The 22,186-nt window shown below is 66.9% G+C and carries 21 protein-coding genes; 15 read left to right on the forward strand and 6 right to left on the reverse strand.

What is annotated here, in order from left to right:
* Positions 1–9 precede the first annotated feature (9 nt).
* The gene (locus C0J29_RS09510) at positions 10–555 is read right to left on the reverse strand and encodes a hypothetical protein (protein WP_120792162.1); all 546 of its coding nucleotides are present in this window, start codon (positions 553–555) and stop codon (positions 10–12) included.
* Between the two features lie 345 nt (positions 556–900).
* Between C0J29_RS09510 and C0J29_RS09515 the strand changes: the two genes are divergently transcribed.
* Complete coding sequence (locus C0J29_RS09515) at positions 901–1,644, forward strand: TetR/AcrR family transcriptional regulator (protein ID WP_120794646.1); 744 nt, start codon at positions 901–903, stop codon at positions 1,642–1,644.
* Positions 1,645–1,777: 133 nt separating this feature from the next.
* Complete coding sequence (locus tag C0J29_RS09520) at positions 1,778–3,319, forward strand: flavin-containing monooxygenase (RefSeq protein WP_120792163.1); 1,542 nt, start codon at positions 1,778–1,780, stop codon at positions 3,317–3,319.
* On the opposite strand, the gene C0J29_RS09525 is transcribed toward C0J29_RS09520, so the two are convergent.
* Positions 3,308–4,201: an SDR family NAD(P)-dependent oxidoreductase gene (locus tag C0J29_RS09525; RefSeq protein WP_120792164.1), complete on the reverse strand. Its 894-nt coding sequence runs from the start codon at positions 4,199–4,201 to the stop codon at positions 3,308–3,310. The genes C0J29_RS09520 and C0J29_RS09525 overlap by 12 nt on opposite strands.
* Positions 4,202–4,301: 100 nt before the next feature.
* Between C0J29_RS09525 and C0J29_RS09530 the strand changes: the two genes are divergently transcribed.
* The 3 genes from C0J29_RS09530 (at position 4,302) to nrdF (ending at position 7,248) form a co-directional block, all read left to right on the forward strand.
* The gene (locus C0J29_RS09530) at positions 4,302–4,880 is read left to right on the forward strand and encodes a TetR/AcrR family transcriptional regulator (RefSeq protein WP_242460401.1); all 579 of its coding nucleotides are present in this window, start codon (positions 4,302–4,304) and stop codon (positions 4,878–4,880) included.
* A gap of 62 nt (positions 4,881–4,942) precedes the next feature.
* A complete protein-coding gene (locus C0J29_RS09535) occupies positions 4,943–5,944 on the forward strand; it encodes a YncE family protein (RefSeq protein WP_240748529.1) in 1,002 nt (333 codons plus the stop codon).
* A 329-nt stretch (positions 5,945–6,273) separates the two neighbouring features.
* Positions 6,274–7,248 (forward strand): class 1b ribonucleoside-diphosphate reductase subunit beta, encoded by a 975-nt coding sequence (gene nrdF / locus C0J29_RS09540; RefSeq protein WP_055577483.1) that lies wholly within the window; start codon positions 6,274–6,276, stop codon positions 7,246–7,248.
* Between the two features lie 46 nt (positions 7,249–7,294).
* Here the strand turns inward: nrdF and C0J29_RS09545 are convergent, their stop codons facing one another.
* Together C0J29_RS09545 and C0J29_RS09550 are read right to left on the reverse strand one after the other, a co-directional pair.
* Positions 7,295–7,954 carry a PE family protein gene (locus C0J29_RS09545; RefSeq protein ID WP_120792167.1) on the reverse strand — a complete coding sequence of 220 codons (660 nt, stop codon included), beginning with the start codon at positions 7,952–7,954 and terminating at the stop codon, positions 7,295–7,297.
* A 138-nt stretch (positions 7,955–8,092) separates the two neighbouring features.
* A complete protein-coding gene (locus tag C0J29_RS09550; protein ID WP_120792168.1) occupies positions 8,093–8,632 on the reverse strand; it encodes a restriction endonuclease in 540 nt (179 codons plus the stop codon).
* 176 nt (positions 8,633–8,808) lie between these two features.
* Between C0J29_RS09550 and C0J29_RS09555 the strand changes: the two genes are divergently transcribed.
* Positions 8,809–9,225 carry a DUF3349 domain-containing protein gene (locus C0J29_RS09555; protein ID WP_231513300.1) on the forward strand — a complete coding sequence of 139 codons (417 nt, stop codon included), beginning with the start codon at positions 8,809–8,811 and terminating at the stop codon, positions 9,223–9,225.
* 6 nt (positions 9,226–9,231) lie between these two features.
* Here C0J29_RS09555 and C0J29_RS09560 read toward each other — a convergent pair whose 3' ends face one another.
* Positions 9,232–10,272 (reverse strand): NAD(P)-dependent alcohol dehydrogenase, encoded by a 1,041-nt coding sequence (locus tag C0J29_RS09560; protein ID WP_065048053.1) that lies wholly within the window; start codon positions 10,270–10,272, stop codon positions 9,232–9,234.
* Positions 10,273–10,397: 125 nt separating this feature from the next.
* On the reverse strand, positions 10,398–11,477 hold the full coding sequence (locus C0J29_RS09565) for an iron-siderophore ABC transporter substrate-binding protein (RefSeq protein ID WP_162951430.1): 1,080 nt from the start codon (positions 11,475–11,477) through the stop codon (positions 10,398–10,400).
* Between the two features lie 177 nt (positions 11,478–11,654).
* Between C0J29_RS09565 and ctaD the strand changes: the two genes are divergently transcribed.
* From ctaD to C0J29_RS09610, 9 genes are all read left to right on the forward strand, one after another.
* On the forward strand, positions 11,655–13,400 hold the full coding sequence (gene ctaD / locus C0J29_RS09570) for an aa3-type cytochrome oxidase subunit I (protein WP_065048055.1): 1,746 nt from the start codon (positions 11,655–11,657) through the stop codon (positions 13,398–13,400).
* Positions 13,401–13,415: 15 nt separating this feature from the next.
* On the forward strand, positions 13,416–14,663 hold the full coding sequence (serB, locus tag C0J29_RS09575) for a phosphoserine phosphatase SerB (RefSeq protein ID WP_065047892.1): 1,248 nt from the start codon (positions 13,416–13,418) through the stop codon (positions 14,661–14,663).
* A 133-nt stretch (positions 14,664–14,796) separates the two neighbouring features.
* Positions 14,797–15,141 (forward strand): ArsR/SmtB family transcription factor, encoded by a 345-nt coding sequence (locus C0J29_RS09580; RefSeq protein ID WP_065047894.1) that lies wholly within the window; start codon positions 14,797–14,799, stop codon positions 15,139–15,141.
* A gap of 6 nt (positions 15,142–15,147) precedes the next feature.
* Entirely contained in the window at positions 15,148–15,627 is a 480-nt protein-coding gene (locus C0J29_RS09585) for an NADH-quinone oxidoreductase subunit B family protein (RefSeq protein WP_120792169.1), read from the forward strand.
* Positions 15,628–15,638: 11 nt separating this feature from the next.
* Positions 15,639–17,594, forward strand: coding sequence for a proton-conducting transporter transmembrane domain-containing protein (locus C0J29_RS09590; protein ID WP_371872483.1), 1,956 nt, complete (start codon positions 15,639–15,641; stop codon positions 17,592–17,594).
* Positions 17,595–17,599: 5 nt separating this feature from the next.
* Positions 17,600–18,550, forward strand: a complete 951-nt coding sequence (locus tag C0J29_RS09595; RefSeq protein WP_120794648.1) for a respiratory chain complex I subunit 1 family protein — start codon at positions 17,600–17,602, stop codon at positions 18,548–18,550.
* Positions 18,551–18,554: 4 nt separating this feature from the next.
* On the forward strand, positions 18,555–19,214 hold the full coding sequence (locus C0J29_RS09600; RefSeq protein WP_120792171.1) for a hypothetical protein: 660 nt from the start codon (positions 18,555–18,557) through the stop codon (positions 19,212–19,214).
* The gene (locus tag C0J29_RS09605) at positions 19,214–20,695 is read left to right on the forward strand and encodes a proton-conducting transporter transmembrane domain-containing protein (protein WP_242460402.1); all 1,482 of its coding nucleotides are present in this window, start codon (positions 19,214–19,216) and stop codon (positions 20,693–20,695) included. Before C0J29_RS09600 ends, C0J29_RS09605 begins: the two co-directional genes overlap by 1 nt.
* Positions 20,695–22,176, forward strand: coding sequence for a hydrogenase large subunit (locus C0J29_RS09610; RefSeq protein WP_120792172.1), 1,482 nt, complete (start codon positions 20,695–20,697; stop codon positions 22,174–22,176). Before C0J29_RS09605 ends, C0J29_RS09610 begins: the two co-directional genes overlap by 1 nt.
* Positions 22,177–22,186 lie beyond the last annotated feature (10 nt).

Here is a 22,186-nt window from a genome sequence, read left to right on the forward strand (position 1 = left end):
CATAGGACTTCAGCTATGGGGGCTGCTCGTTGCGGCGAACCAAGCCGTGGTCACCGATCGCGTCTGCGGGGGTGGGAAATGAACGTCGCCGGCTCCGAGTGGACCAACCTTGACCGTCCACAGTGGCTGGGAACGATCGATCGGCATCGAAGCATCGTCGGTTGCCACCAAGACGACGTCCTTGCCGCTGCATCCGTAGGCGCCGACCAGGCCGTCGTCGCGGCCACCCCAGGCACCTCCGTTGCGGATTCGACACTGCGTACCGTCGTCCAGTAGCAGCGCGAACGGCTGTGGCAACGACACCGGCTGGACGGAAGGCGGCGGTTTGCTCGCGGTCACCCGGTGAAGTTCTTTCGTCCACGGATCGCCGACGCACAACAGGGTCGGTGCAGTCGATTTCCAGCACACGTCGGCGCCCGCCGCTGACGGTGAGCATCGGTAAATGCCGGGGTTGACGGCTGAGGGCGAGGCGTCACACATCTCGACGGTGCCGCTCTCTTCTCCGGTTGTCGCGTCGCGGTAGCCGTTGGCGGGTTGTCCGTTGACGACCGCCACTACGTTGATGACCTGCGTTCCGGCGGCCGCGGGCGTGGAAGTTGCAGCGCTGGGCGACCTCGGCGCCGAAGAATTCGCAGGTGTAGGCGTGTTGGAGGTCTGGCATGCAGTGCCCGCGACGGCGAGCAGCAGGCATGCGCACATGGTCGCGCAGCGTGGCCATCGGAGGTTACGGGCGACGAGTCGTATCCGGTGCATGCGGTGATTGTGCGCTGTATGCCGTCCAGCCGACAGTGAAACCCGCGACGCTCAATCGGCGGGTCGCGTCGGCAGGTTCACACTGGGCCGAGCCATATGCACCCGGTCTGCGCAGGTCAGCGCCTCCCAAGCGGTAAGGTGCATGACGTGGTGAGAATGCCTCGACCCGCTTTACCCCACCCGAGCGCGAAGCCCGGCGTGAAAGTCGACGCGCGCAGCGAGCGTTGGCGCGAACACCGCAAGAAGGTCCGCGCCGAAATCGTCGACGCCGCGTTCCGTGCCATCGACCGGCTGGGCCCAGAGTTGAGCGTGCGGGAGATCGCCGAGGAGGCCGGCACCGCGAAGCCGAAGATCTACCGGCACTTCACCGACAAGTCCGACCTTTTCCTGGCCATCGGCGAACGCCTGCGCGACATGTTGTGGGCGGCGATCTTCCCGTCGATCAACCTGGCCACCGACTCCGCCCGCCAGGTGATCCACCGGGCGGTCGAAGAGTTCGTCACCCTGCTTGACCAGCATCCCAACGTCATGCGGGTCTTCATTCAGGGCAGTTCCAGCGCGCAGTCCAAGGCCACGGTCCGGACCCTCAACGAGGGCCGGGAGATCACCCTGACGATCGCCGACATGTTCAACAACGAGTTGCGCGACATGGAACTCGACTCCGCCGCCCTGGAACTCGCCGCGTTCTCGGCGTTCGGGTGCGCCGCCTCGGCCACCGAATGGTGGCTGGGCCCCGAGCCGGACAGCCCGCGATCCATGACGCGCGAGCAGTTCGTCAGCCAGCTGACCACCATCATGATGGGCGTTATCGTCGGCACCGCCGAGACGCTGGGCATCGCCATGGACCCCGACAAGCCGATCCACGATGCGCTGCCGGCCGCGCTGGCGTGAGCTGAGCCCTAGCGACGTTGACATCGTCGTGGCAATCCATGACACTCGGATATATCCGATACCCCGGGTACTGGGTATCTGCGTCTCAACGAGTACGCCCGCCCGCTAGCGGCCACTACAGGAAAGATTCACCATGACCGACGTCGCGACCTCGGCGACCGAATCCGCCGAGAAACCGCAGTCCCAGCCGACACACACCCGCACCCTGATCATCGGGACCGGATTCTCCGGCCTGGGTATGGCGATCGCGCTGCAGAAGGAGGGCGTCGACTTCGTCATCCTGGAGAAGGCCGGCGATGTCGGCGGCACCTGGCGCGACAACAGCTACCCGGGCTGCGCATGCGACATCCCGTCGCATCTGTACTCCTTCTCCTTCGAGCCCAAGCCGGACTGGAAGAACCCGTTCTCGTTCCAGCCGGAGATCTGGGACTACCTCAAGGGCGTCACCGAGAAGTACGGGCTGCGCCGCTACATCCACTTCAACTCCCTGGTCGACCGTGCCTACTGGGACGACGACGAGTACCGCTGGCACGTGTTCACCGTCGAGGGGCGGGAGTACGTGGCGCAGTTCCTGGTCTCCGGGGCCGGGGCGTTGCACATTCCGTCCGTTCCGGACATCGAGGGCCGTGACGAATTCGCCGGTGCCGCTTTCCATTCCGCGGAGTGGGACCACAGCGTCGACGTGAGCGGCAAGCGGGTGGCGATCATCGGCACCGGTGCCAGCGCAATCCAGATCGTGCCGGAGATCATCGGGCAGGTCGCCGAACTTCAGCTCTACCAGCGCACCCCACCATGGGTGGTGCCGCGGTCCAACCCCGACCTCCCGCCGGCGCTGCGCGCGGCCATGGCGAACGTGCCGGGGTTGCGTGCCCTGACGCGGCTGGCGATCTACTGGGGTCAGGAAGCGCTCGCCTTCGGCATGACCAAGCACCCCAACGCGCTGAAATTCATTGAGGCGTACTGCAAGTGGAACATCCGGCGCTCGGTGAAGGACCGCGAGCTGCGGCGCAAGCTGACGCCGAAATACCGCATCGGCTGCAAGCGGATCCTGAACTCGTCCACCTACTACCGGGCGGTGGCGCACCCCAACACGAAGCTGATCACCGAGGGCATCACCCGGATCACCCGGGACGGGATCGTCACCGCCGACGGACGCGAGCACCAGGCGGACGTGATCGTGTACGCCACCGGCTTCCACGTCACCGACTCCTACACCTACGTCCAGATCAAGGGCCAGCGCGGCGAGGACCTGGTGGACCGGTGGAACCGCGAGGGCATCGGCGCCCACCGCGGCATCACCGTCGCCGACGTGCCGAACTTGTTCTTCCTGCTCGGCCCTAACACCGGATTAGGCCACAACTCGGTGGTGTTCATGATCGAGTCGCAGATCCGCTACGTCGCCGACGCGATCGCCCAGTGCGACAAGCGCGGCGCCCAGGCGCTCGCGCCCACGCGCGAAGCACAGGACCGGTTCAACGACGAACTGCAGGAGAAGCTGTCCGGCTCGGTGTGGAACAGCGGCGGCTGCAGCAGCTGGTACCTCGACGAGCACGGCAAGAACACCGTGCTATGGGGCGGCTACACCTGGCAGTACTGGATGGCCACCCGCTCGGTGAAGCCCGAGGAGTACCAGTTCCTGGGAGCGGGCAAGAAGTCTCGCAAGTCAGTGGCGTGACAACTGCCGTTCCGGACGGGACGCGCTGTCGGCGAACGACCGCAGGTTGCGGCGCACGATACGGTCCAGCACCCGGTCGGGTAGCAACCGGCTGAGCCGCACCAGGATTGCGGCGTCGCGTCCGATGGTGTAGCGGGTGCGGGGACGAGATGCGGTGGCGGCCTTGGCAATAACTTTCGCCGCATGTTCGGCCGGCACGCCGATCTCGATGAACGACCGCGCCTGCGCCGTCACTGCCGCATTCAGCTCGCCGTATCGCTCCAGCTGCGCGGCGCTCATGGTCGCCGTCAGTTCCTCCGCCGTCGCGATACCGCGCTCCGGCATCGCGGTCTTGACCGCGCCGGGTTCGACGACGACCACTTTCACCCCCAGGCCCGCGACCTCCCGCCGCAACGCATCGCTGGCGGCCTCGAGGGCGAACTTCGAGCCCGCGTACGCGCCGTAGGTCGGCAGCACCACCTTCCCGCCGACCGAGCTGATGTTCACCACGGTGCCTGAGCTGCGTAAGAGCGCGGGAAGCAGCGCCTGGGTGATTGCGATGTGCCCGAACAGATTTACCTCGAACTGCTGGCGCCACTGCGCCAGTGGCAGCGTCTCGACCGGCGAGTTGATCGCGATCCCGGCATTGTTGATCAACGCACGCAGCGGGCGCGGGTCGCGCTCGACCCGATCGGCGATCGCGGCCACATCGGCATCGACGGTGATATCCAGGATGTGCGGCTCGATTCCGTCCGCGCGCAGCGCGTCGGCGTCGATATCCCGCCGTACTCCGGCCAGAACCTGAAATCCTCTGCGCGCCAGTTCTTTTGCGGTAGCGGCCCCCATGCCGGTGGACGCGCCGGTCACGACGACCAGTTCATTGGGTTGCTCGGATGATGTCACGGCGGCCTCCGTCGAGTCTGGGTTTGAGTTGACGCTGTCATCTCAAGCTAGCATTTAAGTTGACGTTGTCAACTCAGGTGCGGCATATGCTCGGCAGGTGATGACACGAGCGGAGAGCGCGGCGGCCACGCGCCGGTCGCTGCTCGAAGCCGCGGGGGCGTTGCTCGACCGCGGGGGAGTCGAGGCAGTGACGCTGCGTGAGGTCGGCGCCCGTTCTGGTGTATCCCGGTCGGCGGCCTATCGCCACTTCGACGCCAAGGAATCTCTGCTCGCGGAGTTGGCGATGAATGCACTGAACGAACTCGGTGATTCACTCGAGGTGCTCGCCGCCAGTGACGCTTCCCCCGAGGAGGCGTTGCGGTCCGCGCTGCTATCGCTGATCAATCTCGGTCGCACGCGACCGCATCTGTATCGCCTGATCTTCACCACGCCGCCGGCTGACATCGCCGCCGCGGCGCAGGCGGGGGAGCGCACGCAACATCTGTTCCTCGACATCGTTGGTCGCGTCACCGGCCCGCAACAGGCCAGGCGCTACGGCGCGCTCCTGCTCGCCAGCGCCCACGGGATCGCGGGCCTGGATCTGAGCGGCCACCTGGATCTGGACAAGTGGCACACCGACGCGGAGGAACTTGTGGACACCATGATCGCAATGCTCTCGGCCGCGACGGGCGATGAATGAGTTCTGGAAGTCGTTGCAGGACAAGCCGGTTGGTGGGCGGACTATGCGCTACCGTGCTGCTGATGACCGGTTGCGGTCATCCCGGCGGGGTGCCACAGTCGGGTTCGACGACCGTGCCGACCGAGGGCAGCCGACCGCCGGACGCGGGACTGCCACAGGCCGCCGAACCACGGCAAGCACCGCCGCCCACTGACCCTGTCGTCGGGCGGACCGTCGCCGTGGGCCGCGCGCCGGAAGGGATCGTCGTCGACGCGCGGACCCGGACCGTCGTCGTCGCCGTGCGCGACCCCGATGAGTTGGTGCTACTCAACGCCGATTCGGGTGACGTCACCGGCCGGGTGCCACTCCCGGGATCGGTCCGTCACCTGCAACTCGCCGCTCCCGGTGGTCCCGTGTTGGTGCCGGTGGAAACCGCCGACGTGTTGGTGCGCGTCGATCTGCCGCAGGGCAAGGCGCAGCCGGCCATCCACACGGGCGCGCATCCGCACGACGCCGCCGCCGCGGCCAACGGCACGGTGTTCGTCGCCAACGAACACGGCGGAACGGTGGCCGTGCTGCGCGGAGACCAGATCGTCAAGGTCTTCGCCGACAGTGTTCAGCCCGCCGGGACGGCGCCGGTGGGGACATCGATGGGGGTTTTGGACGTACGCAAGAACGACCTCACCGTGTACGACGCCGAACGGCTGACGATCGTGGGCTCGGCACCTGTCGGTGCCGGTCCGACGCACCTGGTCGCAGACCGGCACGGGCGGATGATCGCCGCCGACACCCGCGGAGACGCCGTGCGGGTGTTCGCCCCGCTGCCGGCGCCGCGGGAAGTGGCTTCGGTGGCGCAGCCGGGCGGGCCGTACGGCATCGCCTATGACGGAAAGCGTGACCGGCTCTGGGTCGCCTCGTCAGGAACCAACGAAGTCGTCGGCTACGACATGAGCGACGCGAATCCTCGCGAGGTGCAACGTTTTCCGACGGTGCAGAATCCGTACACCGTCGGCGTGGACGCGGACACCGGCCGGTTGTTCGTCGCTGGGGTGACCGCGGGTGTCGTGCAGATCATCGAACCCTGACTGCCCGCTGCACCATTGCTGATGCGCGTGATTTATCGACAGTCCAGATCGCGCCGGTACCGCTTCACACCGATATCGAGCACTTTCGTCCACCGCGAGGCTCTCCGTCGGCTGTCCAGCACGCATACCGCGGCCCAAAGCCCGTGTTGGGGGCCCTGCTGGGACCGCCGGAACGGACGGCCGAGCCGATTCTGGCGGCGACGCAGCGACACGCGCAAAACACAACTTATTGTGTTGCGCCGGCTTGTCGGCCCCTAGGGGTAGTGTTTGTGGCCTAAGCACGTCCGGCGTTGCCGGCAGCCAAATCGGCCTGGTGAAGTGGGGTTTCGGTGAGTGGAAATGCAAAGCTGATCGACCGCGTTTCGGCGATCAACTGGAACCGTCTGCAAGACGACAAAGACGCAGAGGTCTGGGACCGGTTGACCGGTAACTTCTGGCTGCCCGAGAAGGTGCCGGTGTCCAATGACATCCCGTCCTGGGGCACGTTGACCCCCAGCGAGAAGCAGCTGACCATGCGGGTCTTCACCGGTCTGACGATGCTGGACACCATCCAGGGCACTGTCGGTGCGGTGAGCCTGATCCCGGACGCGCTGACCCCGCACGAAGAGGCGGTGTACACCAACATCGCGTTCATGGAGTCGGTGCACGCCAAGAGCTACAGCCAGATCTTCTCCACGCTGTGCTCCACCGCCGAGATCGACGACGCGTTCCGCTGGTCGGAGGAGAACCCCAACCTGCAGCGCAAGGCCGAGATCGTGCTGCAGTACTACCGCGGCGACGAGCCGCTCAAGCGCAAGGTGGCTTCGACGCTGCTGGAGAGCTTCCTGTTCTACTCCGGCTTCTACCTGCCCATGTACTGGTCGAGCCGGGCCAAGCTGACCAACACCGCCGACATGATCCGCTTGATCATCCGCGACGAGGCCGTGCACGGCTACTACATCGGCTACAAGTACCAGCGTGGCCTGGCGCTGGAGGACGAGGCCAAGCGCGCCGAGCTCAAGGACTACACCTACGAGTTGCTGTTCGAGCTGTACGACAACGAGGTCGAGTACACCCAGGACCTCTACGACGAGGTCGGGCTGACCGAGGACGTCAAGAAGTTCTTGCGCTACAACGCAAACAAGGCGCTGATGAACCTCGGTTACGAGGCGTTGTTCCCGCGCGACGAGACCGACGTGAACCCGGCGATCCTGTCGGCCCTGTCACCGAATGCCGACGAGAACCACGACTTCTTCTCGGGCTCGGGGTCGAGCTACGTGATTGGCAAGGCCGTGGTCACCGAGGACGAGGACTGGGACTTCTAGCGCTGCCTGACAAGACGGTTTCAGGCACTGAGTGCATCTTCCTCTTCTATAAAAATGCACCAAAGGTAATGAGATGAGCAAGCAGTAGCGGAAAGAACGGCGCCATAAGTGCTTGGTAGACAGAGGGATACGTCTCGTAAAGTGGGCTGATCAGGTCTATCCAGAGGCGCAACAGGGGACCGGAGATATAGAGACCGGCAATAAGGGGTCCACCTATCAGGAACAGCGGTAGCGCGCTATAGAAGTAGTCGGGGTTGGTGAGGTAAAGCTGATCCAGTTGCCCCAACAGAGCCGGGATAGAACTGACAATAAATCCTATGCGGCGCAATGCCTCACCCAAATAGGAGGAAATGACCGACGGGTCCGCGGCTGCCGTGGCGATCGAGTTCGCTGCGGCAGTCACGGGGTGCAGCAACGACGCGACGTTGGCGGCCTCGGCCGTGGCGTACGAGCCCGCACTGGCGGTCAGGTGTTCCACGATCTGCTGATGAAATGTCGCCGCTTTCGCGGCCAGCTTTTGGTATTCCTCGGCATAACCGGAGAACAGCTGCGCGACGCTCGCCGACACCTCGTCGGCGGCCGCCGGCAGCAGCGTTTGAGTCGAGGCCGCCGCGGTCAGGTGGGCTGCCTCGAGCGTTGAACCGATAGCACCGAGATCCGTTGCCGCCGCCGCGATCTGGTCCGGCACCGCGAATACATGCCCCATCTCTCTGCCTCTCTGCCTCTCCGCCTCGTCGCCGCACTGGGAAACCGACGCGCATGAGTCGGTCGCGCACGACCTAGCCTCGCAAGGAACGACTGGCCTGGCTTAGGTACCCGACTACTTAATCGGGCTGGCTTCGGGCTAGGCGACGGAGCGACCGATCGGCTGCGGCACCCAGCTCTGCAAAACCTTCCGGCCGATCAATTGGCAGCCGTGGGTGCGCGCCAATTGCTTTGCGGCTGCAGTGAATTCCTGGTTGCTGACCACGATGCTGCGGGTGCAGCCGTGGTGGCGGGCGCCGGCGACCACCTCCTGGACGGCCGCGACGCCCACCGGTTTGGCGTAGCGCTTGCATTGCACCGCCACATACCGGCCGTCCTTTTCGGCGATCAGGTCGACGCCGTAGTCGCCGACGGGCGGGGTGAACGTCACCTGCCAGCCTGCCCGGTCAAGGCGGGTGGCGACGTAGCTTTCGAACGCGACACCGTCCATCGCGTCGATGTCGCGCAGACTCGTCACGCGTCCCGCGCGGCGCGGCCACTTCCGGTTGGCCAGCCAGCCTGCCAGCACCACGCACAGCGCCGCCAGGTAGAACGCCAGGACGCCGGCCGCCAGGCTGTGCTTGATGATGCCGACGACCGCCGCCACGATCAGCGGTATGGCGAGCAGGGCCGCTGTCATACCGGGGTCATGCGTGGGTCGTCAGGGGAGCCGTCTGCACGACCCGATGATAGGGACGCGTGCCGACAAGCGGTCTTCCGCTCGCACGTGTGCGCGTCGTGAACGAAGCATGAATTGTCAGCTCAGCACGCCTTCGCAAGTGGCGGCGTCCACCTCGGTTTCGGGACACTGGGCGGGTGACGAAAGACCGTAACGATTGCGCCCACCCCCACTTCTTTCGCTCGGTGATCCGCTGGCTGCAGGCCGGCTATCCCGAAGGCGTGCCCGGGCCCGATCGGGTCCCACTTTTCGCGCTGCTGCGCAGTACGCCCCTGACCTCGGATCAATTGAAAGAGGTCATCGACAACCTGACCGCCAAGGGATCGCCCGCGGTGGCTGACGGCGTGATCGACGGCAACGAGATCGCCGAATCCATCGCCGGACTGACCCACCGCGACCCCGGTCCGGAAAACGTTCGGCGGGTCGCCGCCACGCTCGCCGCCGCCGGCTGGCCGCTGGCCGGCATCGACGTCAGCGAAGTGATCCCCGGCGACGAGGACGGCGAAGCGGCCGAAGAAGTGGCGGCACGACTGCGGGCTATCTCACCCGGCTGAACCGTCTCAGAGCGTTGAGATATCGATGACGAAGCGGTAGCGCACGTCGCTGGCCAGCACCCGCTCGTAGGCCTCGTTGACGTAATCGGCTGCGATGACCTCGATTTCGGGCGTCACGTTGTGCTCGGCGCAGAAGTCGAGCATCTCCTGGGTCTCGGCGATGCCGCCGATGTTCGAACCGGACAGGCTGCGCCGCGCCAGCGCGAGCCCGAATGCGGGCACCTCCATGGGGTGCTCGGGGATGCCGAGTTCGACCAGGGTGCCGTCCACGTCGAGCAGGTTCAGGTACTGGCCCAGGTCCAGGTTCGCCGAGACGGTGTTGAGGATCAGGTCGAAGCTGCCACGCAGTTTCTTGAAGGTGTCCGGGTCGGAGGTCGCGTAGTAATTGCTTGCGCCCAAACGCAATCCGTCTTCCATCTTCTTCAAAGACTGCGACAGCACGCTCACCTCGCAGCCCATCGCCGCGCCCAGCTTGACGCCCATGTGTCCGAGTCCGCCCAGGCCGATGATGGCCAGCCGGGTGTCCTGGCCGGCTTTCCAGTGCCGCAGCGGCGAGAACAGCGTGATGCCCGCGCACAACAACGGGGCCGCGGCGTCCAGCGGCAGCGACTCGGGGATGTGCACGACGAAGTTCTCGTCCACCACGACGGCCTGGCTGTAGCCGCCCTGCGTCGGGGTGCCGTCCTTGTCGGTGGAGTTGTAGGTGAAGGTGGCGCCCTTCTTGCAGTACTGCTCGAGGCCGGCCTTACAGCTGCTGCACTGGCCGCACGAGTTCACCATGCAGCCGACGCCGACGTGGTCGCCCACCTTGTGCTTGGTCACCTCGGACCCGACCGCGGTGACGACGCCGGCGATCTCGTGGCCCGGCACCACCGGGTAGTTCGGTACGCCCCATTCGGCTTTGACGGTGTGGATGTCGGAGTGGCAAATTCCGGCGAACTTGATGTCGATGGCCACATCGTGCGGGCCGGGTTCGCGGCGTTCGATCGTGGTCTTGCTCAGCGGTTCGGTGGCCGACGTCGCGGCATATGCGGAAACAGTGCTCATCATCATCCTCTGGGATCTCGTTACGCTCTAATAAAGGTTAGCTAAGTTAACGGTCTGCGCGCCAATTCCGGCGGCGTTGCGCTCGTCACTCTCGGTCGATCGCTGCTCTCAGTTGATCGTCGCTCTTAATTAATCGGAGCGTTGACCCAACGCAGATCGTTAACGACGCCGCGGGCGGCGATAATTCCCTCACCGGTCTGCCAGATCTCGTCGTTGACGATGAAGATCCGGTTGTCGCGGTTGGCGCCGAGCCGGCGCCAGGGGCCGCTGTCCAGCACCGTTGCCGCGCGGTCGGCGGCGGCGGTGGAGGCGCACGACACATAGACGATGTCGGCGTCGGCCGCGGAGAAGTCCGGGTTCTTGGCCAGGTCGGTGTCGCTGGTGCCGAACTCGAGGTACGGCTTGTCGGTGAACCGCTGCGCGGCGGGACGGTCCACGCCGACCGCCTTCAACACGCTGGCGGGAAAGTTGTTGGCCCCATAGACGCGCAGCGTGTTGGTGGTCAGCTGCACCACCGACACCTGGAAGTGGGGCGCGTCGTGCTTGGCGCCGATATCGGTGGCGCGCTGCCGGAACCCGTTGATCAGCGCGTCGGCGGCAGCGCCACGGGCCGTCGCGGCGCCGACACCGCGCAGGTTGTCCTCCCAGGCCGCGCCCGGGGCCGCGGTGAACACCGTCGGGGCGATCGCCGCCAGTTGGGGATACAGCGTCGGCGTCAACGCCACCGACCCGAGAATCAGGTCCGGGTGGGCCGCCGCGATGGCCTGGAGATCCGGTGCATTGCGCGGACCCGCACCCGGCGCGTCGTGAATCGCCTTGCCCAGGTATGACGGCTGAGCCGAGGATCCGTCGGCCAGTGCCGCGGCGACCACCCGGGATTGCAGGCCGAGCGCGCACAGCGAGTCGAGTTGGTCTCCGGAGAGCACCACGATGCGCTGGGGATCGGCGGGCACCTTCGTCTCACCCGGCACGACACCGGCCGCGTTGCGGGCCGGCGGGGGACCGGGGTCCGGCGCTGCGGCGTCCCGCGCGCACGACTCGTCGGGCTTGCGGTCGTTACCCAGCACCCCGGCACCCGCGATCTGGGTGGTCGGCGTGACGAGTGAGGACGCCGGTGTTGCCTTATCCGAGCCGCAGGCGGATGTCAGTACCAGCGCGGCCGCCGTCACAGCGCCCAGAGTGGTTCGAATGCCGCCGGATTGCACGCGTCCGACGGTAACATCCGGCCTGCTCAGACCCCGCCGGTCGGGCGTCCGGCGGATACGTGCCGACTCGAATACGACAGTTTGTAGGACCAGGCCTACCGGCAGGCTGAACGCGGGCTAAGATTCCTCTCAGCACGGTATGTGCGCCCCTGTCCGGATGGATGTTTGGAGGATCTGTTGACAGCCGAAGCGCCCCCACGGGGAGAACTCGAGGCAGTCCGTCCCTACCCGGCTCGTATGGGACCCAGGGGCAACCTGATCTACAAGCTGATCACCACGACCGATCACAAGCTGATCGGCATCATGTACTGCGTCGCCTGCTTCATGTTCTTCTTCATCGGCGGTCTGCTGGCGTTGCTGATGAGGACTGAGCTGGCGGTGCCCGGTCTGCAGTTCCTGTCGAACGAGCAGTACAACCAGCTGTTCACCATGCACGGCGGCATCATGCTGCTGTTCTATGCCACCCCGATCGTGTTCGGCTTCGCCAACCTGGTGCTGCCGCTGCAGATCGGTGCTCCCGACGTGGCCTTCCCGCGGTTGAACGCCTTCTCGTTCTGGCTGTTCCTCTTCGGCGGCCTGATCGTGGCGGCCGGGTTCATCACCCCTGGCGGCGCCGCCGATTTCGGCTGGACTTTCTACACCCCGCTGAGCGACGCGGTCCACACCCCCGGCGCCGGCGGTGACCTGTGGATCATGGGCATCATCGTCGCCGGCTTGGGGACCATCCTCGGTGCTGTCAACATGATCACCACGGTGGTGTGCATGCGCGCGCCCGGCATGACGATGTTCCGGATGCCGATCTTCACCTGGAACATCCTGGTGACCTCGGTGCTGGTGCTGATCGCCTTCCCGCTGCTGACCGCCGCCCTGTTCGGGCTGGCCGCCGACCGCCACCTGGGCGCACACATCTACGACCCGGCCAACGGCGGCGTGCTGCTGTTCCAGCATCTGTTCTGGTTCTTCGGCCACCCGGAGGTCTACATCCTGGCGCTGCCGTTCTTCGGCGTCGTCTCGGAGATCTTCCCGGTGTTCTCGCGCAAGCCGATCTTCGGTTACACCACGCTGGTGTACGCGACTCTGTCGATCGCCGCGCTGTCGGTCGCGGTGTGGGCGCACCACATGTTCGCGACCGGCGCAGTGCTGTTGCCGTTCTTCTCCTTCATGACCTTCCTGATCGCGGTCCCGACCGGCATCAAGTTCTTCAACTGGGTCGGCACGATGTGGAAGGGCCAATTGACGTTCGAGACGCCGATGCTGTTCTCCGTCGGGTTCGCCGTCACGTTCCTGCTCGGCGGCCTCAGCGGTGTCCTGCTGGCCAGCCCGCCGCTGGACTTCCACGTCACGGACAGCTACTTCGTGATCGCGCACTTCCACTACGTGCTGTTCGGCACCATCGTGTTCTCGACCTACGCGGGCATCTACTTCTGGTTCCCGAAGATGACCGGCCGGCTGCTCGACGAGCGGCTGGGCAAGGTGCACTTCTGGTTGACGTTCATCGGGTTCCACACCACGTTCTTGGTGCAGCACTGGGTGGGCGACCAGGGCATGCCGCGTCGCTACGCCGACTACCTGCCGACTGACAACTTCACCACCCTGAACATGATCTCCACCGTCGGCGCATACATCCTGGGCGTTTCGATGCTGCCGTTCGTGTGGAACATCTTCAAGAGCTGGCGCTACGGCGAGGTGGTGACCGTCGACGACCCGTGGGGTTACGGCAACTCGCTGGAGTGGGCCACCAGCTGCCCGCCGCCGCGGCACAACTTCACCGAGCTGCCCCGAATCCGTTCGGAGCGGCCGGCTTTCGAGCTGCACTACCCGCACATGGTCGAGCGGCTGCGCGCCGAGGCCCATGTCGGGCGCAGTCACGGTCCCTCCGACGGCGATGTCACCAGAGCGGACGACGTCAGCGTCCGCACCTGATGACGGCCGTCGCGGGTGAGTAAGTCACCCCGGGTGTCGTTGCTGATCACCGTCACCGGCGTCGACCAACCGGGTGTGACATCCGCGCTGTTCGGCGTCCTGGCCCGGCACAAGGTCGAGCTACTCAACGTGGAACAGGTCGTGATCCGCGGGCGGTTGACGCTGGGCGTGCTGGTGTCCTGCCCGTTGGACCCGGTCGAGGGCGACCTCGAAGCGACCGCATTGCGCGACGACGTCGAAGCCGCGATCCGCGAGGTCGGCCTGGACGTCACGATCGAGCGCAGCGGCGACCTGCCGATCATCCGGGAGCCGTCGACGCACACCATTTTCGTGCTGGGCCGCCCGATCACCGCCGGTGCCTTCGGCGCGGTCGCCAGGGAAGTCGCGGACCTGGGCGTCAACATCGATTTCATCCGCGGCGTCTCCGACTACCCCGTCACCGGTCTGGAGTTGCGGGTTTCGGTGCCGCCTGGGGCCTACGGCCCGCTGCAGAGCGCGCTGACCAAGGTCGCCGCCGACGAGCAGGTGGATGTGGCGCTCGAGGATTACGGTCTGGAATGGCGCACCAAACGGCTCATCGTGTTCGACGTGGATTCGACGCTGGTGCAGGGCGAGGTCATTGAGATGCTGGCGGCCCGCGCCGGCGCCGAAGGCAAGGTCGCGGCGATCACCGAGGCGGCGATGCGCGGTGAACTCGACTTCGCGGAATCGCTGGAGCAGCGGGTCGCCACCCTGGCCGGCCTGCCCTCCTCGGTGATCGACGACGTCGCCGATCAGCTGGAGCTGATGCCGGGCGCCCGGACCACGCTACGTACGTTGCAGCGCTTGGGTTTTCGCTGCGGTGTGGTCTCCGGTGGGTTCACCCGCATCATCGAGCCGCTGGCCGAGGAACTGAAGCTGGACTTCGTCGCAGCGAACGAGCTGGAGATCGTCGACGGCACGCTTACCGGTCGGGTGGTCGGCACGATCGTCGACCGTGCCGGCAAAGCCACCGCGCTGCGGGCGTTCGCCGAGCAGTACGGGGTGCCGATGGAGCAGACCGTCGCGGTGGGCGACGGGGCCAATGACATCGACATGCTGGCGGCGGCGGGCATGGGCATCGCATTCAACGCCAAGCCCGCGCTGCGAGAGGTGGCCGACGCGTCTTTGAGCCACCCGTATCTGGACACCGTGCTGTTCTTGCTGGGTGTGACACGCGGTGAGATCGAGGCCGCCGACGCGGTGGACGGCGTGGTGCGCCGCGTCGAGATCCCTGCCGAGTAGCTGTCGCGAGCAGACACCAAATCGCACTGGAGCGCGCGTTCCGGTGCGATTCCGCGTCTGCTCGCGCTGCTGGCCGCGCCACTATCTGATAAATTCTTCAACTGTTAAATTGATGAATCCTTAGTGAGGGTCGGTGTCCGAGCCGCTGTACAAGCTGAAGGCCGAGTTCTTCAAGACGCTGGGCCACCCGGCGCGGGTCCGCATCCTGGAACTGCTGTCGGAACGCGACCACACGGTGGCCGAACTGCTGCCCGAGGTGGGCCTGGAATCGTCGAACCTGTCCCAACAGCTTGCGGTGCTGCGGCGGGCCGGGGTGGTGACGGCGCGCAAGGACGGCAATTCGGTGATCTACTCGATCACCTCGCCGCTGATCGCCGAATTGATGACGGTGGCCCGTCGGGTGCTGACCGGAATGCTGACGGGGCAGGTCGCCATGCTCGAGGATCTGCGCGCCGACGTCCCCACGGCGCGGCGGTAAGCGGCGATGACCTGGATCGGCAGGATCCTGCGACTCGGCCGGGTCGCCGAACCCGCGGGCGAGCGGCCTGCGCCGGCCGCAGCACCGCCGACCGGAGTGGCCGGCTCGTTGCAGGTGCGCCATGTGGACGCCGGTTCGTGCAACGGCTGCGAGGTGGAGATCTCGGGGGCGTTCGGCCCGGTATACGACGCCGAGCGGTACGGCGCCCGGCTGGTGGCCTCGCCCCGGCATGCGGACGCGTTGCTGGTCACCGGCGTGGTGACCCGCAACATGGCACAGCCGTTGCGTAACACCGTGGCGGCGACACCGCTGCCCCGGGTGGTGATCGCCTGCGGGGACTGTGCGCTCAACCGCGGCGTGTTCGGCGACGCCTACGGGGTGGTCGGAGCGGTCAGCGACGTGATAGCGGTCGACGTCGAGATCCCCGGTTGCCCGCCTACGCCCGACCAGGTGGTGGCGGCCTTGCGATCGGTGACGGGCAGGTGACGGCGACCCTGGTGCCCGAGGCTGCACCGGATACGTTGCAGGGTAACGGCATTGGCGCGGTCGTGAGCGGGACTGTGACGGCGGCGGTCGGGGTGGCCGGGGCAGTGCTGGGGCTGACCGCGGTATCCGGTTCGCTGCCGGCGGTGCGACTGCCATGGCTGTTGCCGCTCAGTGGCGTGGATCTTGCCGTCAACCGGGTGGGCGGGTTTTTCATGGCACTGACCGGGGCGGTGGCCGTGGTCGTTGGTGTTTACAGCATCGGTTACCTGCGTCGCGAGCGACTCGGTGTCGTCCCACAGGTGACGCTGCCGCTGTTCGTCGCGGCGATGCTGCTGGTGCCCGCGGCCGGTTCGGTGAGCACGTTCCTGCTGGCCTGGGAAGTGATGGCGGTCACCTCGTTGATTCTGCTGGCATCCGATCATGCCCGCGCCGAAGTGCGTTCTGCCGCGGTCTATTACGCGGTGATGACGCAGCTGGGTTTCGTGGCGATCCTGACCGGCCTGATGGTGGCGGCCGCGGCGGGGGGCACCGAGCGATTCGCCGGCATCGCCGGAGTCTCCGATTCGACACGCAACGCGGTGTTCCTCTTGACGCTGCTCGGGTTCGGCTCCAAGGCGGGCCTGCTGCCCTTGCACGCCTGGTTGCCGCGCGCCCATCCCGAAGCACCGAGCCCGGTTTCGGCGCTGATGAGTGCCGCCATGGTCAACCTCGGCGTATACGGGATCATCAGGATCGACTTGCAGCTGCTGGGGCCGGGCCCGCGGTGGTGGGGCGTGACGCTGCTGGGCGTCGGCGCGGTGTCGGCTATGTACGGGGTGCTGCAGGCTTCGGTGGCCTCGGATCTCAAACGGCTGCTTGGCTATTCGACGATCGAGAACATGGGACTGGTCGTCCTGGCGCTGGGGGCCGCGACCCTGCTGTCTGCCTGTGGTGCCCGAGCGGCTGCGGTGATCGCGATGACGGCGGCGCTGCTGCACCTGATTGCGCACGCCGCGTTCAAGAGCCTCGGTTTCATGGCCGCCGGCTCGGTGCTGGTGGCCACCGGTGAACGTGACCTCGACCGGCTGGGCGGACTGGCCCGTCGAATGCCCTCGACGACCGTGCTTTTCGGGGTGGCGGCGCTCGGCGCGTCGGGATTGCCGCTGGGCGCGGGGTTCGTCAGCGAATGGCTGCTGGTGCAGTCGCTGATTCACGCCCGCCCCGAACACAATTCGTTGCTCGGATTGGTGACACCGGTCGGCGTCGGCGCAGTGGCACTGACCACGGGGCTGGGCGTGGCGGCGATGGTGAAAGCGTTCGGTACCGGCTTCCTGGCGCGAGCCCGCTCCGCGGGTGCCGTGCGGGCACGGGAGGCGCCGGTCAGCATGCTCGTCGGCATGGCCGGGGCGGCCGGCGGCTGCGTTGCGCTGGCCATACTGCCGTCGATCGTCACCCCGGCCCTGCAGTCGGTGCTGGACAGCGTTCCGGCTGCCCGTAACGCCGATCTCAGCGGACTGGGTATCGTGCTGCGGCTGCCCGGGATCGACGGCTCGATGTCGCCCATCCTGCTGGCCGCGGCACTGGCCGGCGCCGTGCTGGTGGTGGTGGCCCTGGGCCGATGGGGAGCGCGGCACCGTCCCGAGGCGGTGACATCGCCGTTGTGGGCCTGCGGCGCAGACGAGCTCACGCCTCGAATGCAATACACCGCAACATCGTTCGCCCAACCGCTGCAACGGGTGTTCGACGACGTGCTGCGCCCCGATACCGGTATCGAGGTGACCCACCTGGAGGAAACCCGCTACCACATCGCGCAAATCGCCTACCGGACCAATGTCTCGGACGCCGTCGAAGACCGGATCTACGCGCCGGTGCTACGCACCGTCGCCGCCTGTGCGCGGGCAATCCGGAACGCCCACAACGGAAGTGTGCACCTGTATCTGGCCTACGGTGTCCTCGGTGTGTTGATCGTGTTGGTGGTGGCGCAGTGAACGTCATGTCAGCGGTGGCCGGCGCGGCGCAGATCGGCGGTGTCATGGTGGGCGCACCACTGGTGCTGGGGTTGATGCGCCAGGTGCGGGTCCGCTCGGAAGGTCGTTGCGGCGCAGGCATTTTGCAACCGTGGCGCGATCTGCGCAAGCAGCTACGCAAGCAGCAGGTGACTCCGTTGGGTACCACTCTGGTCTTCGCGGCCGCGCCAGTGGTGGTGGCGGCCACCACGTTGCTGATCGCCGCGGTAGTGCCGCTGGTGGCGACCGGTTCGCCACTGGACCCCGTCGCCGACCTGTTCGCCGTGGTGGGCCTGCTCTTCCTGGGCACGGTGGCGCTGACGTTGGCGGGCATCGACACCGGCACGTCCTTCGGTGGCATGGGCGCCAGCCGCGAGATCACCATTGCCGCACTGGTGGAGCCGACGATTCTGTTGGCCGTTTTCGCGCTGTCCATTCCCGCCCGCTCGGCCAACTTGGGCGCCATCGTCGGCTTCACACTGGCCAATCCGGGCGAGGTGGTCTCACTGGCGGGAATCCTCGCTTTCGTCGCCCTGGTGATCGTCGTCATCGCCGAGACCGGACGGCTGCCGGTGGACAATCCGGCCACGCACCTGGAATTGACCATGGTGCACGAGGCGATGGTGCTGGAATACGCCGGGCCCAAGCTGGCGATCGTCGAATGGGCGAGTGCCATGCGCCTGACGGTGCTGCTGGCGCTGCTGGCGAATCTGTTCCTGCCGTGGGGTATTGCCGGTGATCAGCCCACGCTGCTCGGCGTAGGCATCGGCATCGCCGCCATCAGCGTCAAGGTCGCCGTCGCTGCCATCGTCCTGGCCGGCGCCGAGGTGTTCATCGCGAAGCTGCGGCTATTCCGGGTACCTGAGTTGCTGGCCGGGTCTTTTCTGCTTGCTCTGCTCGCGGTGAGCTCAGCGAACTTCTTTGCGGCGCAGGGGTGATGAGATGACGGACTCCTATGCGGGGGTGCTCGACCTGGCGCCGGGGGGACTGGTGCTGACCGCGGTGCTGATCGTCTGGCGGCGCGACCTGCGTTCCATCGTGCGGTTGCTGGCGCTGCAGGGGGTGGCCTTGGCCGCGATTCCGGTGATTCTCGGTGTGCACGGCCAGGATTGGGAGCTGGTCGGCGTCGGGGCGGCGTTGTTCGTGTTGCGTGGAGTGGTGTTGCCGTGGTTGCTCGCGCGTGCGCTGGGCGCCGAGGAACGCCAACAGCGCGAAGCGACACCGCTGGTCAACAGCACCGCGTCGCTGCTGATCGCCGCGGTGCTCACCGTGGTCGCCCTGGCGGTCACCCGCCCGGTGGTCGACCTGGACCCCGGCGCCGCCGTCAGTGTGGTCCCCGCGGGGCTGGCGGTGGTGCTGATCGCCATGTTCGTGATGGTCACCCGGCGGCACGCGATTTCCCAGGCCGCGGGTTTCCTCATGCTGGACAACGGAATTGCTGCCACCGCGTTCCTGCTGACGGCGGGGGTTCCGCTGATCGTCGAACTCGGCGCGTCACTGGATGTGCTGTTCGCACTGATCGTGCTCGGTGTGCTGACCGGCCGGCTGCGGCGCATGCTCGGTGGCGCCGACCTGGACCGGCTGCAGAGATTGCGAGACTGATGACCGGTTTGATGACAACGGGCCTGATTCTGGCGCCGATCCTGGCGCCCGGCGTTGCCGCCCTCGTCGCGTTGGCGGGTGGGTGGCGGCGCTGGACCACGGTGGTCACCGTGTTGTCGGCACTGGTCGTGCTGGGATCCGGAGTGGCACTGTGCCTCACGACCGGCGACCGGCCGCAGCTGGCGCTGGCCGGGGTGTTGCGTACCGACGCGCTCTCGTTGACCATGCTGATCGTCATCGGCGTCGTCGGCACCCTGGCCACCTGGGCGAGCATCGGTTACATCGACGCCGAACTGGCCCACGGCCACACCGATCAGCGCGACGCGCGCCGGTACGGGGCCCTCATCCCGGCGTTCCTGGCGGCGATGGCGGTCGCGGTGTCGGCCAACAACATCGGCGTGATCTGGGTGGCCGTCGAAGCCACCACCGTGATCACGGCTTTCCTGGTGGGGCATCGTCGCACCGCCACCGCGCTGGAAGCCACCTGGAAGTATGTGGTGATCTGCTCGGTCGGCATCGCCGTCGCGTTCCTCGGCACGGTCTTGTTGTACTTCGCCGCGCGGCACGCGGGCGCCGACGGGGCGAGCGCGCTGAACCTCGACGTCCTCGGCGCCCGTGCCGCGCATCTCGACCCGGCGGTCACCCGCCTGGCCGGCGGGCTGCTGCTGATCGGATACGGCGCGAAGGTCGGACTGGTTCCATTCCACGGCTGGCTGGCCGATGCGCACAGTCAGGCGCCGGCTCCGGTCTCGGCGTTGATGAGCGGAGTGCTGCTCTCCGTTGCCTTTTCGGTGCTGATCCGGCTGCGGACGGTCATCGACGCCGCGGTGGGGCCGGGCTTCCTGCGCGCCGGACTACTGACAGTGGGACTCGCCACGGTGTTGGTCGCTGCGCTGTTGCTCACTGTGGCAACCGATCTCAAGCGGATGCTGGCCTACTCCTCGATGGAGAACATGGGACTGATCGCGGTGGCGGCGGCCGCGGGCACCAAGCTGGCGATTGCGGCGCTGCTGCTGCATGTGCTGGCGCACGGTGTCGGCAAGACGGTGCTGTTCCTGGCCGGTGGGCAGTTGCAGGCCGCACACGACTCGACGGTGATCGCCGACATCAGCGCGGTGTTGTCGCGCTCGCGGTTGATCGGCGTCTCATTCGCCGCCGGAATTGTTGTGCTGCTGGGGTTGCCGCCGTTCGCCATGTTCGCCAGCGAAATCTCGATTGCGCGTTCGCTGGCTGACGCCCGGTTGTCCTGGGTGCTCGGCGCCGCGTTGCTGCTCATGGTGGTGGCGTTCGCGGCCCTGGTCAGCAATTCGGGGCGCATCCTGCTGGGAACGCCGAGTGAGCACGCGCCGCCGATCGTGGTACCCGCCGCGGTGGCGGGCGCTCTGGTGAGCGGCGTGGTGGCGTCGCTGGCGCTGGGTGTGACGGCGGGGCCGTTGACGGGGTTGTTCCGTGCGGCGGCGAGTCAGTTCGGGGCGGGTTGATGCAGCGGCGCCAGGTCGGCCCGGGCGAGCTCGCGGGCGCGGTAGGGGAGTTGTTGGACAACGGTTTTCGGCTGGCGCTGGTGGCCGCTCACGATGACGGCGATGCAATACGGGTCGTGTACCTGCTGCTGGCGGGCGGACCGGACCGCCGGGTGGAGCTGACTCTGACCACCGACGCCGGGAGCCCATCGGTGCCGTCGCTGGGGGATCTGTCGATCCCCGCGGGCCGCTTCGAGCGGGAGATGATGGACCTGTACGGGGTGGTGCCGGTGGGACATCCGCAGCCGCGACGGTTGGTCAGCCATGCGCACTGGCCGCAAGACTGGCATCCGATGCGGCGTGATGCCGGTTGCCCACCGGAATTCGCGACGGTGGGCGGATTTCCGTTCGTGACCGTCGACGGCACCGGGGTCTACGAAATCCCGGTCGGGCCGGTGCACGCCGGTCTCATCGAGCCCGGGCATTTCCGCTTCTCGGTCATCGGGGAATCGGTGCTGCGGCTCAAGGCGCGACTGTGGTTCGTGCACAGGGGAATTGAGAAACTCTTCGAAGGCCGCCCGGTCGGGGGCGGCGTCGAGCTGGCCGAGCGGATCAGCGGCGACAGCTCCGCCGCACACGCGCTGGCCTACTGCCTGGCCGTGGAGGACGCACTCGGAATCGAAGTGCCGGAACCGGTGCACGGGTTGCGGGCCTTGCTGGTCGAACTGGAACGGCTCTACAACCATGCCACCGACCTGGGCGCACTGGCCAACGACGTCGGCTTCGCCCTGGCCAACGCGCACGCCCAGCGGGTCCGCGAATGCGTGCTGCGGATCAATGGTCGCGTCACCGGGCACCGGCTGCTACGCGGCGCAATTCGGCCGGGAGGTGTTGTCCTGCAGGAACTCCCGGATCCCGGGGAACTGCAGGCGCTGGCCGGTGAGGTCGCGGAGATCAGCGAACTGACGCTGGGCAATCCGGTGATCTACGACCGATTCGCCGACACCGCGGTGTTGCGTCGCGACGACGCCCGGGCCCTGGGTTGTCTGGGCTACGTCGCCCGGGCCAGCGGCATCAGCACCGACGCCCGCTGCGACCATCCGACTACCGCGCTGCCGGTCGTCCCGGTGAGCCGCAGCGAAGGTGACGTGCTGGCCCGCTACACGGTCCGGCGCGACGAGTTCGCCGCGTCCGTCACGCTGATCGCGGCACTGATCGACCGGCACAGTGGGCGGCTCGACGGGCCGCTCGAGGGGCCGCTGGAAATCCGCTCACCGCTGCCCGCGGCCGGGACTTCGGGCGTCGGCATCGTGGAAGGGTGGCGGGGCACCGTGGTCCATCGCGTCGAGGTGGAAGGCGGAGTGGTCACGCGGTGCAAGGTGGTCGACCCGTCCTGGTTCAACTGGCCGGCCCTGCCCGTCGCGATGGCCGACACGATCGTGCCGGACTTCCCGCTGGCCAACAAGAGCTTCAACCTCTCCTACGCGGGCAACGACCTGTAGCGCGGAGTAA

This window comes from Mycobacterium paragordonae (assembly GCF_003614435.1).
In the GTDB taxonomy this organism is placed as follows: domain Bacteria; phylum Actinomycetota; class Actinomycetes; order Mycobacteriales; family Mycobacteriaceae; genus Mycobacterium; species Mycobacterium paragordonae.